Here is a 14902-nt window from a genome sequence, read left to right as displayed (position 1 = left end):
AACATTACTTTAAACCATGTCAAATACCTACCAAACTGAGGTAGCCAAGCGGTTTACCATTTACAACAGTTTATTTCTAGACTTACCTTTTGATGACATATACAGGACTGGGACACTGCTTCCCATCTTATCATCTGCCTGTCAAAATGGATTCAGTGAAGGGAAGACCCCCAAAGAGATCATTAACACATTTTTTGAAGGCATGATGTCTTCCAACTCTACCAAAGAGAAACATAACTTACTTTTTCAATTGGTCCAATATATTGAGCGGCAAGTGGTCTTGTTTGACTCTATTGAGGATGCGGCCTTTGAGAAAATCAATGATGTGAAAGGCAAGGGGACGATGAATGCCCTGATTTCAAGAGCTGAAAATGACAAAAAGAAAGAGGAACTGATCAATAAGCTTAGAACCTTTTCCATTCGCCTCACATTGACCGCACACCCAACCCAATTTTATCCGGGCAATGTATTGGCGATCATAACGGATTTAGAAACAGCCATAAGAAACAATGATTTAGGAAGTATTGACCTTTTGCTGAGACAGCTTGGCAAAACAGCGTTCATCAACAAAGAAAAACCGTCACCTTATGAAGAGGCAGTAAGTTTATGTTGGTTCTTGGAGCACGTATTTTATAAAAGCATTCCGGATATTCTTTCAAGGGTATTAAGAAGATTGGAAATTCCATTGCATGAGTGGGACAACCCTAACTTACTAAGAGTCGGCTTTTGGCCGGGAGGCGATAGGGACGGTAATCCATTTGTGACTCATGAGATCACGATGAGTGTGTCTGACAAGCTGCAGGAAACTATCTTAAGATGTTTGTATAGGGATGTCAGAAAAGTGAGAAGAAGATTGACTTTCAAAGGTGTAGAACCGTTGATGTTGGAAGCGGAAAAGGGGATTTATAAGACACTCTACGGTGGAGAAAAGGTTTACAAATCCAAGGAAGAATTGCTGGATGTATTGTTGAAAGCCAGATCAATCATCATTGAATCGCATGATGGTCTTTTCCTTGACTTACTGGATGAATTTATTCTGAAGGTCAATGTTTTTGGTTTGTATTTCGCTTCTATGGATATGAGGCAGGACAGCCGTAAGCATGATGCCCTTTGGGCGGAGATCATCGAGGTGACGGAAGGTACTGATGCGCTGGAAAAATTTCAAGAATCTTCCGAGGAAGAAAAGATCAAAAAGATTTTAGGATACAAGAAGTTGCCTAGTCCAAAATCATTGAAAGATGAATTCCATCAGGAAATGTTGGAAAGTATTTCCTCGATTAGCTACGTGCAAGACAACAATGGTGTAGAAGGCCTTCACAGATATATTATTTCCAATTGTCAGTCTGCATTACACATTTTGGAGGTTTATCAGCTTAATAAACTGAGCCTTGCTCCAAAAGGTGATTTGACCTTGGATATTGTGCCTTTGTTTGAGACAATTGATGATTTGGCTGCAGCTCCTCAAATCATGGAGCAGCTTTACACCAATAAAACATATGCGGCCCATTTGAAGGCCAGAGGAGGAAAGCAAAGCATTATGCTTGGTTTCTCTGATGGAACCAAAGATGGTGGTTACATTAGGGCTAACTGGTCTATTTTAAGAGCCAAGGAAGAATTGACTAAGATGTCCCGCAAATATGAAATCAGCGTTGTCTTCTTTGACGGTAGAGGAGGACCTCCTGCTAGAGGTGGTGGAAATATGCACAATTTCTATGCTTCTCTTGGTGATCAAGTTGAAAACGAAGAAATCCAGGTGACCATTCAGGGACAAACCATTAGTGCCAATTATGGTAAGCCAGTTTCTTGTACTTATAACTTGGAGCAACTGCTAAGTGCTGGGCTTGAAAATCACCTATATCCTACAGTAGAAAACAGGTTGACAGATGAGCAAAGAGCTCTGATTGATGAGATGGCTGATATCAGTTATCAGGCTTACAAGGAATTCAAGAGCCATCCTCAGTTTGTTCCATATTTAGAAAAAGTAACGCCTTTGAAATTTTTTGGTTTGACCAATATTGGTTCAAGACCATTGAAAAGGAGTAAAGGCGAGGGGATGAAGTTTGAAGATCTTCGTGCCATTCCTTTTGTTGGTTCTTGGGCTCAGATGAAACAGAATATTCCAGGATTTTACGGTGTGGGTAAAGCTATTGCCGAAATGGAAAAAAGAGGCAAAAAAGATCAAGTGATTAAACTTTATCAGGATTCTTTGTTCTTTAGATCACTTATGGGGAACTCCATGCAATCACTGGCCAAATCATTCTACCCTTCCACAGCTTATTTGAAAGACAATGAGGTCTATGGGGATTTTTGGAAATTGATGCATGAGGAATATAAGCGGTCATTAGATAAGATCCTTGAGATATCAGATATGGATTCTCTTTTGGAAGATAATGAAGTGAGCAGGAACTCTATTGCCATTAGGGAAAAAATTGTATTGCCTTTGATTACCATCCAACAATATGCTATTCAGGAGATGTTGGATTCAGGAAAGGAAAATGCAGTGCTTCAAAAATTAATTTTGAGAACCATGTTTGGTATTATCAATGCAGCTAGAAACGCTGCCTAATGATAGTGCTGATTATGGGCATAAAAAAAATCCCCGACCAATTAATTGGTCGGGGATTTTTTAATATTTCTAGTTTTATTTCTTCAAGAAAGATGTCAACATCCAGTGGTGTTGTTCAATGCTTTTGATCATTCCAATAAGCATATCTTCAGTGGCTGTATCACCAAGGTCTGCTACTTTACTAGCACATTCATTCATATTTTCAGCTAGAATTTCAAAATCCTTCAAGACTTCCACCACCATTTCGTCTGAAGCAAGATCTGTTCCTACCTCTTCAATTTCTGCTGCTTTCAGATAGTCCTTCATCAAACTCAATGGAGTCATACCAAATACTCTGACTCTTTCGGCGATCAAATCGATATTTTCAAAGGATTCAGTATATAGCTCTTCAAATTTCTCGTGTAGATCAAAGAAATCACCACCAGTAACATTCCAATGGAAGTTTCTCAACTTTTGAAAATGAACATGGTAATTCGCTAATAGCTTATTTAAAGAGTCAACGATTTTTTCAGATTCGTTTTCGTTAAAACCTAATTTCTTGAATACTCTTTTTTCTGTAGTAATCATGGTTTTGTAGTTTTAAAGTTATCTAATGTAATCCGTAATAAAATTAAAATACCTGGCTCCGACTTATTCGGGTTTAGGCATCAAATCAAAGGCAATTGATGATTCATTAACTTGCCTTTGAGACAACTAATTTCAATCATATACTGTGCCAAGATCTATAAAATATTACGTCTTTATAACATAGTATGGTTCAAAAATGTTTGGTTTTAACTGTAATTTAGAATTAGAATAGGTAAAAAGTTCTGAAAATTGAATTATTCAGGGATCGGATTAAATTCTTATTTGTAGAGTACCTGTCTCAGACTCAGTCTTAGGATTTCCCCCATATTATTGCAGTTTAGGAATACGGAAGTTTTATAGTGTTTGGCCAAATCTTGTTTAAGACTTTCAACATTATCTCTGGTAGAAATGATGTCCCGTTCCATGCTGTGAAGGATATCTTCAATCTCTTTGGTGGATGTCTTGAGTCGGAAAGCAATCAAGGCCCTTTCCTCCCTTTGGTATTGGGCCATGGATTCTGGTGTAATGTGTTTGATTCCCAATTGTATCAGCGTGTTGTTTTGCTTAAAATACTGGGGGAGATAAACAGATTTTTTTCCTTCATAAGACTGCTGGTCAAAGTCAATCGCCCTGATCCGATAATGGACTTCTTCAAAATCAGGGGTCACATCCACCACAAAGTTGGAGGAATGCATATCGCCAAGAAGCCTTACAAAACAGCGCTCATTGAATTTGACGAATTCCTTGGAGATTCTGATTGGATTCAGCAATGGATCATGGATGTGTTGACGCATAAACTGCTCGCCAGGTATGCCTGCAATATGCTCCTCGATCAGCGTGTCCTGATAAACCACATAGCTAATCCTATTAGGAGAAAGCAAATGTTCCAATTCGAGCCCATAAACTCTTGAAGCATCAGCAATTTTTACGTAGAAATAATCGAAGTTGTCATTAATGCGATTGACGACCCGAATCCTAAAAGGTTGGGTGTTGCCATAAGTACAAAGATCCACCCTGTCCACATACAAGTGCTCCATCACACTCATGTCGCCCTCGGCTTTTAGAATGGCGTAGATCTTTTTTAGGTTATAGTGGATGTCTACCCGGTCATGTTCATTATAAAAAACCGTTTCCCATAAGGTGTCATTGCCTTTTGAATCATATAGAGAAATTGAGCTCACATACCGAAGTAGCTCTTTGTAATGGACAGGGATGTCCACTTCCCTTCCGTATTTGATAAGGTATCTTCTCAAACCCCTACTGATAGGATAGATATGCTTTTTCTTATCAATCACTTTAAGTCAAAATATTTTGATTAAGCGCGCAGCTCTTTCTCCTGTTGTCTCAACTTTCTATCGAATAAGAACGGACCAAAAGGTAAAACGGAGGCGATTAGTGCAAATAGTGTCCTTCTAAAAGTCCATTCTAAATTTCTGCGAGTTGGGAAAACAGCATAAACATAAACGATGAACAATATTCCATGGACCCAACCTGTATATTTTACGGCCAAGGGCATATCCATGGTGTATTTTAAAGGCATGGCGATGAACAATAGTAAGAGATAGGAAATGCCCTCGGCATAACTGATGGCCCTGAATCTTTTTAATGTTCCAATTTGATGTGCATTATCCATTATTATGAGGTTGTATTTGAGGCTTATTTGTTGATGTTGAAAAAGGCTTGAAGGCTTTTCCATAATTTTCTTTTGAGATTTTCATCTTCAAAGATCACAGGAAGGTCATCTGCAAAGATATATTCTGTATCTCCTTCAGCAGTGATTTCATAGTTTGCTTCCTTAAGTTTGATAATTGGGTGGCTTAACCGCCCAAAGACAATAATCTTATGAGCGTTGAGTTGGTTAAGGGCAGTTGGAGGAAAACTGGACAATTGAACAGAGGAAACCAGCCCAATGTCTTTTAGGGAATAAGAGACGGCCCGTAAAATCTTCAATAAAAAGGCCTTGATGTCCTCAGACATTTCCTCTCCCTGATAGATTATCAATAGCCCTTTTTCGAAATCACCTTCATAAGGCAAGGTAATGATGTCATTGTCTTGGCCATTATTGGAGTTGTTTTCTATGTCAGAAAGGGTAGGAGTTGGTTCGCTAACCATTGCGGTTTCTTCTGGAAGATCCTCACCGTAATTTTTAAATTTATTAGCGAGCAAAAGTTCTTTAGCATCGTCTGGAATAAGGAAAATTTCCTCATCCATAAATAAGCCCAGTTTATTTAAGTCCATTTCTTCCATAGGGCTAAAATGATCAAAATTATATCTGAAAACAACCTTCAGAGACTCATTTCAGCTAAAAAAGAATTGTAAATTTAAGATGTAGAGATACATTTAGGATTTTTAGGACCTCTTTTCTATGGCTTCTTCAAACCCAAAGATAGACTTAAGTTCCACAGCGTCTTTTGGATCCATTCTTTTGGCAAGAACCAGTCTGAGCTGTCTTCTTCTCAAGGCCCCATCAAATAGCTCTTGCTCTTCTTCATTGCTAGGCTCCAATTTTGGAACCTCAATAGGCCTGCCGTTTTGATCTACGGCCACAAAGGTAAAAAATGCCCTATGGGTTTTTGTTTTGGTATTGGCCGGAATATCCTCTGCCCAAACCTCAATGTAAACTTCCATGGAAGAATTAAAGGAGCGGGTAACTTGGGCCTTTAGGGTAACGACATTTCCGAGGGCAATAGGATGTTTAAAAGAGATATTGTCAGCAGATGCTGTAACCACGATGCGGTTGGAATGTTTCTGTGCTGCAATGGCACCAACGATATCCATCCAATGCATCAACTTACCGCCCATAAGGTTGTTAAGGGTATTGGTGTCATTGGGCAACACCATTTCGGTCATGATTACTTCTGATTCCTGTACTTTTTTAACCTTTCCCATTTTAATTATATTTTTTACGAAAATACAAAATATTTTTTCTATAAAACAAATTGAAATAAGTTGTTATAGAATTATATTTTGATTTCACCATCCTTCTTCCCCCAGTAAAGGGACAAATGCAAAATTGTCATAAGCTTCTTGGGTAACCTGTCTGGCAGTCTTTTTGACCAGCTTCATCATTTTTTGACTGTTTCGGTCTCCTACAGGTATGACCAGAATTCCTCCAATTTTCAATTGTTTAAGGAGGCTATTAGGTACTACAGGAGCACCAGCGGTGACAATGATTTTATCAAAGGGGGCTTTTTCAGTCAATCCCAAAGATCCATCTCCATGATAGAAATTAAGGTTTATTCCGATTTTAGGCAAAAACTTTTTGGTCTTTTCGTAGAGCTTTTTATTGTATTCAATGGTATGCACTTCCGCCCCCAATAAATAAAGGATGGCAGCTTGGTACCCAGAACCAGTCCCTATTTCTAATATTTTATCCCCAGGATTGACCTGGAGCAGTTCCGTTTGGAAAGCTACTGTAAAAGGTTGGGAGATGGTCTGTCCTTCTCCAATAGGAAAAGCTTTATCCTCATAGGCATGAGAGTGTAAAGCACTATCAAAGAAAAAATGACGGGGTACCGTACCGATTGCATCCAGTACTTTTTTGTCCATAATACCCTTCCTTTCCAGAATTTTTACCAGTGATTTCCTTTGGCCTTTGTGGATGTAGCTGTCCTCTAATTTCAGCATGCTGTTGATTGAACTTATTTTGTGCTTTACTGCTTTTTAATGCTAAGTTAATGGATTAAATGGCTTAATTTTAATCCTGAAAAGGCAATTTTACTTATTGTCTGATTATATGAACATTAAATTTTAGCTTTTCATGTTTACTGGAATAGTGGAGACAATGGGCGAGATCAAGGCCATCACCAAAGAAGGTACCAATATCCATTTTGATATTCAATCCCCAATTACGGGAGAATTAAAAATTGATCAGTCTGTGGCCCATAATGGTGTTTGTCTGACTGTCGTACAGATAGAAGGAGATGTCTATAGGGTGACGGCAATTGATGAAACGCTTCAAAAAACCAGCCTGAGTGAATGGAGCGTAGGAAAGAAGGTTAACCTCGAGCGATGCATGCCTGCTAATGGACGTTTTGATGGACATATTGTTCAGGGACATGTGGATCAGGTAGGCTTTGTCAAAAAGGTGGATTCCCAAGATGGAAGTTGGCTATTCGACTTTTCTTTTGATGATACCAAAGGAAATGTTACTGTAGAAAAAGGCTCCATTACCATCAATGGCACCAGCTTGACCTGCTTTAATTCTATACCGGGAGGATTTTCAGTAGCAATTATTCCATATACTTACGAACATACCAATTTCCACCAACTAAAGGTAGGGGACAAGGTGAACTTGGAGTTTGATATTGTTGGAAAGTACATCCAAAGGATGATCAAAGGATATTAATTTATGAGTATAGAGTAGTGAGTAGAGAGTATTGAATAATTAGAATTATAAAGGGCAGGATGTAATTCCTGTTTGGGGTTGTAAATACCGAAGAGGAATAAAATGGACTTTGATCAGAATCAATCAAGCTCTTCTTATTCATCCATTTCTTCCACTTTGCGGATGGTGGTCATTTTGATTTTTACCACGATCCACCAAGCAATCAATCCCATCAAGATTCCTATGAATGCCCCTACCAAAACGTCAGCAGGGTAGTGAACTCCTAGGTAAACTCTACTGTAAGAAACTATAACGGCCCAGAGAAACAACCAACCAAAGCCTTTAACTTTTCTGTGAAAGGTAATCAGCATATAGGTGGCCAAGGCAAAAGTGTTGGAAGCATGGGAAGAAGCAAAACCGTACATCCCACCACAATGCTTGTAATTAAACATAATGCCTTCCCACCTTGTATCATGACAAGGTCTGGGCCTTTCAAAGAAAGGTTTCATGAGTCCAGAAGTCAACTGGTCACTGAAAAGGATGGCCAGTGCAATTCCAATAAAAACCCAAATACTGCCTTTACCTAGATTTTTGATAATTAAATAAGCCAAAAAAGCATATAATGGCAACCATATCGCTGTACCAGAAATCCCGTACATGATAGGGTTCAACCAGTCAAAATGCTGGGAATTCAGAAAGAGAAACAACTCCTCGTCCCAATATTTAATTGTTTCTATCACTTATTAATAATTTATCCAGTCAATATCTTTTTTCAACAATGAAAGCGTTTTAGCTTCATCGGATTGCTCTTCCGGAATACTCATGTATTCCCACTCCGCCTGTGGTGGCATGCTCATAAGGATGCTTTCAGTCCTACCATTGGTATCCAAGCCAAACTTGGTTCCTGCATCCCATACCAAATTAAACTCCACATATCGGCCCCTTCTGAGTGCTTGCCACTTTTTGTGCTCATCGGTAAATGGCAAAGCAGCATTTTTGGCCATAAAGTAGCAATAAATTTTGGGGAAGAGGTATCCTAAGGATTTTACAAAGTCAAAAGTTGCTTCAAAGGAATGTTCTTCTGTGGCCGTCAAGCGGTCAAAGAAAATCCCTCCAATACCCCTGGTTTCTTCACGGTGAGGCAAATAGAAGTAGTCATCTGCCCATTTTTTATATTTTTCATAGCAATTTGAATCATATCGGTCGCAGGTGTCTTTTAATTGCTGATGAAAGAACTTGGCATCTTCCTCATCAACATAATGTGGGGTAAGGTCAATCCCTCCTCCAAACCAATAAGTGCCATTGCTCATCTCAAAATACCGGATATTCATATGGATAATTGGTACCATGGGATTATCAGGGTGGATCACAATAGAGACCCCTGTGGCAAAGAAGTCAGCTTGCTCTAGTTTGAGTTTTTTGAGGATTTTATCCGGGGTAGGGCCATGCACCGCTGAAAATGCCACACCACCTTTGCTGATGATATTTCCATTTTTGATGATGCGGGTTCTTCCTCCTCCACCAGCTTCCCTTGTCCAAAGGTCTTCATGGAATTTGGCTTTTCCGTCCCCAGCCTCCAATTCACTGCAAATGTGGTCTTGGATGGTTTTGAACTCTTCAGAGATTTGCTCTTTACTGATTTTATGCATAGTCAATGATTGATCAATTTTAAAATTACTTGATTAGAAAGGATATCCAATACCGATATTGAATACCGTTTGGCCTTTTTCACCCAAAGGTTTTTTAAAGGAAATATTGTCCAATATAAAGCGCTCCCCTTCAGGTTGTGCAGGGTCCACCGCCTTGATCCCCATGTCCAATCTCAAAACAAGGAAATCGAAGTCCATTCTTAGTCCCAAGCCTGTACCAATGGCGATATCCCTGACAAACTTACCAGGTTTGAACTGAGCTCCTTCCCGCGCAGGGTCTTCTTTGATGGTCCAGATGTTTCCTGCATCAATAAAGAATGCTCCATCAAAATAACCAAAAAGCTCCCTTCGAAATTCAAACATGCCCTCCAAGAGTATTTCACCTGGTTGCTCATAGCGGTAATCAAAGTAACCTTCCTCATTGGTGGCAGGAGTAAATGATCCAGGCCCCAAACGTCTGGGTTGCCAGGCCCTGATACTCGTGCTCCCCCCAGCAAAGAAATACTTTTCATAGGGTAAGACTCCATCACTGATTCCATAAGGGACGCCTATTCCTGTGTTGATACGGTAAGCAAAAGTGCTTTTTCTGCTGAGAGGAATGTACCTGCGGAAATCAGACTGGAATTTCAGGAACTGAAAATACTGAAGACTTCGATCTTGAAAGTGTTCTTTGTTAAGAAAGTTGATGGAAGTTCCCCCGCTTTCCATAAATAGCCGCCATAGAGAAGAGCGATTCCTTTGCCACAGACCATATTCATTGAAGTTGATGATGACCTGTCCGGAAATACTACTGACATAAGAAGACTGAAAGGAGTTGATCAGGTTGTTTCCCAACTCCTGCAATTCCAATAGGCGTTCCTCAAAGGCTGGGTCAAGGTTGGAACGGATGAGGTTGGCATCCAGAACATTGATGGTGTACTGCTGCCTTTGGTTTCTTGTAGCCCAATTATAGGCAATGATGGTATTGAAACCTTCCCGGATATATTCAGGCCGATTCACATAGTTGTAACCAATCAGGGTTCTTGTTCTAGGATTGTACCGACCATACTGCTCCAATGCTTTTTGATTGAAAGGAAAGAGGAACTGAGGGAAAATTACCGAAGCAGAAGTACTCAATTCCCTACTGCGATAGACACCTCCGGCAGTGGTAGCTGATACCACTCCTTCCAGGCCGGCGCGAAAGTTGAACTCAAAGATTTCCAGTCCCCTGAAGAGGTTCCTATTTCTCAAAGAGTGGCTAAAGAAAGGACCAGGAAGCTGTTCCGTAATGCTGGCACCCAACTGGTTAGTGATTTGGTATTTTTGATTGGGCTGGGTGAAAATCCGAGTGGTGATATTGTTTCCCAAGGTGTCAAAGGCAATATTGACAAATCTAAAAATATCCAGGTTGGCCAGCTGCCTTTGGGTTTCCAATACTTCTGATTTGTTATACAAATCACCTTTATTGATGAATACCCTTGAGTCAATGATCCTTTCCGAATACCGGTCTTGGTACATGACATAGGTGATGTCATCAAATTCTCGCTTGACCTCCTGATCGGAGATAACGTCAGTAGGAGTGGAGATATCAAAGATGACCGAGTCAATAGTATAGACTTTATGCCTGTCAGCGTAGGTAGGTTTCCTAATAATCTGCTCTATGGATACATTTTTTTCAAGCGTATCTTTATATACATTGTATTCGATATAGGATTTTGAAAAAGTATAATATCCATTGTTTTTCAAAAGGTCCTCAACGCGCTGTCTTTCTTTGGTAAGGTTGTCCTGATTGTATCTTCTTCCTTTTTTGATCAGGTTGTTTTCTTTGTCCTGCCTCAGCAAACGGTAGATATTTTCATCATCAGAGCGGGTATAAATGCTATCAATGATGTACCCTTCATTTTCAGTTACGTCATAGTTTACATAGATTTTTTTTCCTTTGGTATGGTAGGAAGTGGACACTTCCGCATCAAAGAAACCATGGTTGATCAGGTAATTGGTGATTTCTCTTTCTGAAGCATAGGTTTTGGAGCTATCATAGATGGTTTTGGGATTGCCCGTTCTCATAAACCAATTGCCATAGTCCAGTTTTTTGTTGAGGTCTTCTATCCGGTTATTGTATTTAAAATACTTTCTCTCCAATTTGTTGTTTCCGGGAATAGAGTCTAGCTGCAGTTCGATTGCCCTTTGCTTGGCTTCTGTTTCTAATTTTTTATTGGCCAGTTTTGCACTGTCATAGTTCATTTTGCCAATGTTATAGATAAATACCCCAGGGGAAAAATTGAGTATGGGGATTCTGGTATTGGGCGTTTGTTTGATGAGTTCCTTTACTTTCTCCTCATTGCTTTTTTCGACACCTTTTAGGTCCACGTCATAGACCAGGTATTCATCTTCTTTTAGTCCCCGGGTCAAAGAACATGAAGAAAGCAAAAGAAAGGCAAGAAGAAAGTTTATATATTTGGTTTTATTCACAACTCATCGACCTTAATGATCAGCAAAAATACAGTTAAGTTTATTAAATCCTTACAACAGAAAAAATTCCGTAAACAAGAGAATGCTTTTTTTGTAGAAGGATCCAAAAATGTAACGGAATTACTGCTTTCTGATTTTGAAGTTACACATCTTCTTTATACAGACAAATACTTTGAAGAACAGCAAAAGCTGATAGATACCTGCAAGGGCGAGTGCTTTCAAGTGACTCCAAAAAACCTGGAAGCAGCCGGTTCCTTCAAAACCAATGATGGATCTTTGGCTGTGGCCAAACTAAAGGACAACAGTCCTTTTGATATTGAGAAAGGAGAACTGGCCATTGCGTTGGATGATGTTAGGGATCCCGGGAATTTGGGAACAATCATCAGGATTGCAGATTGGTATGGGATCAAGAAACTGATTTTCTCAAAAGAGACAGCGGATTTCTATAACCCTAAAGTGCTGAACTCCAGTATGGGTTCTTTTACGCGAGTATCCTTTTTCTATACTGAGCTCAAGGACTATTTACCTCAACAACAGCTTCCAGTTTATGGAGCTTTTTTGGAAGGAGATAATATCCATTCCAAAACCATCACTGAGGGAGGGATTATCCTAATGGGCAATGAATCCAAGGGGATTTCTGATGTCCTAGCACCTTTGGTTACACAAAAACTGACCATTCCCCGTTTTGGTCATGCAGAGTCTTTGAACGTCGCAATAGCAACAGCCGTGATCTGCGACAATTTTAAAAGAAACAGTTGAGTTTACAGCATGACGCAGTTAAAGAGTATTTTGACCAAAGCCGGATTGAACGGTTTCTTTCTTGCCTTGATCGGGACCATTGTCCTGGCCAATATGTTTCCTGGATGGGGAGCACCTGACAGTATTATTCCCTTTAAGGAGATCACCCATTATGGAGTTTCCCTGATTTTTTTCTTCTATGGGGTAAAGATGGATCCGGTAAAACTCAGGTCCGGTTTGGGCAACTGGAAGCTTCACCTGTTGATTCAAAGTACGACCTTTTTGGTTTTTCCGGCAGTCGTGTTATTGGTGAAAAGTGTTTTTGGGACTGATGATAGTAGCATTTGGTTGGGAGCTTTTTACCTTTCTGCCTTGCCATCCACAGTTTCTGCTTCAGTAGTAATGGTCTCCATTGCTGGTGGAAATATTCCTGCAGCCATTTTCAATGCCAGTATTTCAAGTATTGTGGGAATCTTTGTTACGCCCATTTGGATGGAGTTGTTTTTGGAGGGCAGTGAGATGAACTTTGATCTGTTGGATACTTTTTGGAAGCTGAGTTTACAAGTGTTATTTCCTGTGGTTATAGGTTTTGTGCTACATGGTGTATTGGGCAAGTGGGTGAATAAATACAGTACAGGGTTGAAGTACATGGACCAGTCCATCATTTTGATGATTGTCTTTTCGGCTTTTTCTGCAGCCGTTGGGCAGGGGATGTTTGAGGGACAAAGCTGGGCTTTTCTACTGACTTTGGGCGGGTTGATGCTCTTGCTGTTTTTGGTAATGGCGGCCATGATGTTTGGGATGGGAAAACTGTTGGGATTTAGCCGAGAAGACCAAATCACCGTATTGTTTTGTGGCTCCAAAAAGTCCCTTATTCAGGGAGCGGCCATGGGAAAGGTGCTTTTCCCTGATCCAGTCACCTTTGGTGTGATTCTTTTGCCTTTGATGCTTTACCATGCCTTACAGCTGGTTTCCGGAAGTATGATCGCCCAACAACTGGCCGAAAGGAATAAAGCTGATGAAGGTAGTTGGTCTCAGGGAAATAAGAGGTGAATTGAAAATGTTTGAAACTACAACCTGTTTTTAGCTTGATGGGCAGGTCTTTGGATCAAATGCTTTTCAACAAGATGGATAATTTCCCATGGATCGAGGTTTAAATTGTTAATCGCACATTTGGTTGAGGAGGTGGATGAAGTTAAATACACAACTTCTGTAGTCCTACAAAAAGCAACTAGTTTATTCAAGGTTCTCTTTGGGGTGTTTTTATTGAGTAGAATATTAAATTGTCCATCAATGACGTGTTTCTCCGCTTTTCTTAGCAATTGCTCAAAAGGAAATACTCGGTTGATCTTCATAATATCAAACAGTCTAAAATCAAATCGGAAATTAGTATAGGAATAGTTTCTAGCATTCCTTATCCCAATACCATCGTAAATTTGATGTTTATGGTAATTAAAATGATACCGTCTACCTTTATATGATATTTCAAATGAAACATCATACCCATAGCTAGAAATAGAGCCTGAATATTTTATGTCTTTTTCATCTAATAGAAAAGTTAAACTATCACAATATTTTTTGTTAGCTATGTAAAAAGGAGACTCACTTGGGCTTAGTCTTAGCATAGGTATTCATATAGGTTTTGGTTATCCATAAACTATTGCTAGTACAAAAGGGATGGTGATAATTATTGAAATAATTAAAGGCTTCCAAATCTTTTTCTTTCTGTGTTTCAGTTCTTTCCCTATTCGTCTATTCCAAAATGTTTCACTCAATATGACTGCTCCAGTTAAGTTGAAAACCAAACCCAATTGGGAACTCTTTTCAACCTGATTCAGAATTAAAATCATCAAGATGGTATAGCAAACACCAAATGTTAAGGCCCAAAATCTTGCTTTTCTTTTTTGGACAGTTTTTAGGTTAGACATGAGAAGAAATGCGCCAAAAACTGTAGAGAAAAATACTGAAAAAAAGATAATAGCTTGTTTAGTATACAGTTCAGGAGCACTCGGATCATCTGTAATGTATTTCTTTCTTTTGTTGGAAACAAGCTTCTTGTCCCTGCTTTGATCAACTATAACTTGTTGTATCTCTATACTTTCATTACTTTTTTGACCACGGGCTTCAAGTTCCCAAGAAGCAGCGAGTCGTGCATCTTCAATGTAAGACTTGTCATCCGAAATAATTGCTTTTAGTTCGGTTTCGGATTTCTTTGCCATCGTCTGTGAAAATTGATTTTTATTCATTGAAGTATCTTGAATCATTGAATAGGTGTAAATCACCAAAAATGGACTGTTTGTATTCAGGCAAACATAGTTCATGTATATTTATGATCAAATAACTAGCTTTGGTTTAATTTTGACTAAATGCCTGGAATGATCATTTTACAGGAATGTTTTAGGCATGTTGATTAAGGGAAGGAAATAGTGAAATTTTATAAAACAGGATTTACATCACTGTGTGCTGGTTTTTACTTATTCAATTGTGAGGTAGAGATTTAAGTTTACTTTTTTGTTATAATGAGTTATTGAATATGTGTAATAGCCTTTCAAAAAATCTAGGTCAGTGGAGCATTCTTCAAATTGGGCTGATTACTGTTTCGAT

15 protein-coding genes are annotated in these 14902 nt (G+C 39.2%); 4 read left to right on the top strand and 11 right to left on the bottom strand.

The window, feature by feature from the left end:
• Positions 1 to 16: 16 nt before the first annotated feature.
• Positions 17 to 2566: a phosphoenolpyruvate carboxylase gene (locus JL001_RS19440; protein ID WP_200979175.1), complete on the top strand. Its 2550-nt coding sequence runs from the start codon at positions 17 to 19 to the stop codon at positions 2564 to 2566.
• Between the two features lie 75 nt (positions 2567 to 2641).
• Here JL001_RS19440 and JL001_RS19435 read toward each other — a convergent pair whose 3' ends face one another.
• The 6 genes from JL001_RS19435 to JL001_RS19410 form a co-directional block, all read right to left on the bottom strand.
• On the bottom strand, positions 2642 to 3133 hold the full coding sequence (locus JL001_RS19435; protein WP_200979173.1) for a Dps family protein: 492 nt from the start codon (positions 3131 to 3133) through the stop codon (positions 2642 to 2644).
• 278 nt (positions 3134 to 3411) lie between these two features.
• Positions 3412 to 4428 carry a hypothetical protein gene (locus JL001_RS19430; protein ID WP_200979172.1) on the bottom strand — a complete coding sequence of 339 codons (1017 nt, stop codon included), beginning with the start codon at positions 4426 to 4428 and terminating at the stop codon, positions 3412 to 3414.
• A gap of 20 nt (positions 4429 to 4448) precedes the next feature.
• The gene (locus JL001_RS19425; protein ID WP_200979171.1) at positions 4449 to 4766 is read right to left on the bottom strand and encodes a DUF3817 domain-containing protein; all 318 of its coding nucleotides are present in this window, start codon (positions 4764 to 4766) and stop codon (positions 4449 to 4451) included.
• Between the two features lie 23 nt (positions 4767 to 4789).
• Positions 4790 to 5371, bottom strand: coding sequence for a hypothetical protein (locus tag JL001_RS19420; protein ID WP_236252907.1), 582 nt, complete (start codon positions 5369 to 5371; stop codon positions 4790 to 4792).
• Between the two features lie 111 nt (positions 5372 to 5482).
• The gene (locus JL001_RS19415) at positions 5483 to 6022 is read right to left on the bottom strand and encodes an acyl-CoA thioesterase (RefSeq protein ID WP_200979169.1); all 540 of its coding nucleotides are present in this window, start codon (positions 6020 to 6022) and stop codon (positions 5483 to 5485) included.
• 84 nt (positions 6023 to 6106) lie between these two features.
• Positions 6107 to 6760: a protein-L-isoaspartate(D-aspartate) O-methyltransferase gene (locus tag JL001_RS19410; protein ID WP_200979168.1), complete on the bottom strand. Its 654-nt coding sequence runs from the start codon at positions 6758 to 6760 to the stop codon at positions 6107 to 6109.
• A 133-nt stretch (positions 6761 to 6893) separates the two neighbouring features.
• Here JL001_RS19410 and JL001_RS19405 point away from each other — a divergent pair, with 133 nt between their 5' ends.
• Positions 6894 to 7481: a riboflavin synthase gene (locus JL001_RS19405; protein ID WP_200979167.1), complete on the top strand. Its 588-nt coding sequence runs from the start codon at positions 6894 to 6896 to the stop codon at positions 7479 to 7481.
• Positions 7482 to 7615: 134 nt separating this feature from the next.
• Here JL001_RS19405 and JL001_RS19400 read toward each other — a convergent pair whose 3' ends face one another.
• Genes JL001_RS19400 through JL001_RS19390 form a run of 3 tightly spaced genes read right to left on the bottom strand, consistent with a single transcriptional unit; the run spans position 7616 to position 11560 of the window.
• On the bottom strand, positions 7616 to 8200 hold the full coding sequence (locus JL001_RS19400) for a phosphatase PAP2 family protein (RefSeq protein WP_200979165.1): 585 nt from the start codon (positions 8198 to 8200) through the stop codon (positions 7616 to 7618).
• Between the two features lie 3 nt (positions 8201 to 8203).
• Entirely contained in the window at positions 8204 to 9109 is a 906-nt protein-coding gene (gene hemF, locus JL001_RS19395; RefSeq protein WP_200979163.1) for an oxygen-dependent coproporphyrinogen oxidase, read from the bottom strand.
• A gap of 33 nt (positions 9110 to 9142) precedes the next feature.
• The gene (locus JL001_RS19390) at positions 9143 to 11560 is read right to left on the bottom strand and encodes a BamA/TamA family outer membrane protein (protein WP_200979162.1); all 2418 of its coding nucleotides are present in this window, start codon (positions 11558 to 11560) and stop codon (positions 9143 to 9145) included.
• Between the two features lie 15 nt (positions 11561 to 11575).
• Here JL001_RS19390 and JL001_RS19385 point away from each other — a divergent pair, with 15 nt between their 5' ends.
• Both JL001_RS19385 and JL001_RS19380 read left to right on the top strand, forming a co-directional pair.
• Positions 11576 to 12319: an RNA methyltransferase gene (locus JL001_RS19385; RefSeq protein WP_200979161.1), complete on the top strand. Its 744-nt coding sequence runs from the start codon at positions 11576 to 11578 to the stop codon at positions 12317 to 12319.
• A gap of 9 nt (positions 12320 to 12328) precedes the next feature.
• Positions 12329 to 13351 (top strand): bile acid:sodium symporter family protein, encoded by a 1023-nt coding sequence (locus tag JL001_RS19380; protein WP_200979160.1) that lies wholly within the window; start codon positions 12329 to 12331, stop codon positions 13349 to 13351.
• Between the two features lie 17 nt (positions 13352 to 13368).
• Here JL001_RS19380 and JL001_RS19375 read toward each other — a convergent pair whose 3' ends face one another.
• Both JL001_RS19375 and JL001_RS19370 read right to left on the bottom strand, forming a co-directional pair.
• Positions 13369 to 13923 (bottom strand): hypothetical protein, encoded by a 555-nt coding sequence (locus tag JL001_RS19375; RefSeq protein ID WP_200979159.1) that lies wholly within the window; start codon positions 13921 to 13923, stop codon positions 13369 to 13371.
• Between the two features lie 21 nt (positions 13924 to 13944).
• Positions 13945 to 14562: a hypothetical protein gene (locus JL001_RS19370; RefSeq protein WP_200979158.1), complete on the bottom strand. Its 618-nt coding sequence runs from the start codon at positions 14560 to 14562 to the stop codon at positions 13945 to 13947.
• Positions 14563 to 14902 lie beyond the last annotated feature (340 nt).

This window comes from Echinicola sp. 20G (assembly GCF_015533855.1).
Lineage (GTDB): Bacteria > Bacteroidota > Bacteroidia > Cytophagales > Cyclobacteriaceae > Echinicola.
Note: the sequence above shows the minus strand (reverse complement) of the source record. Positions and strands in the feature narration are given on the sequence as shown.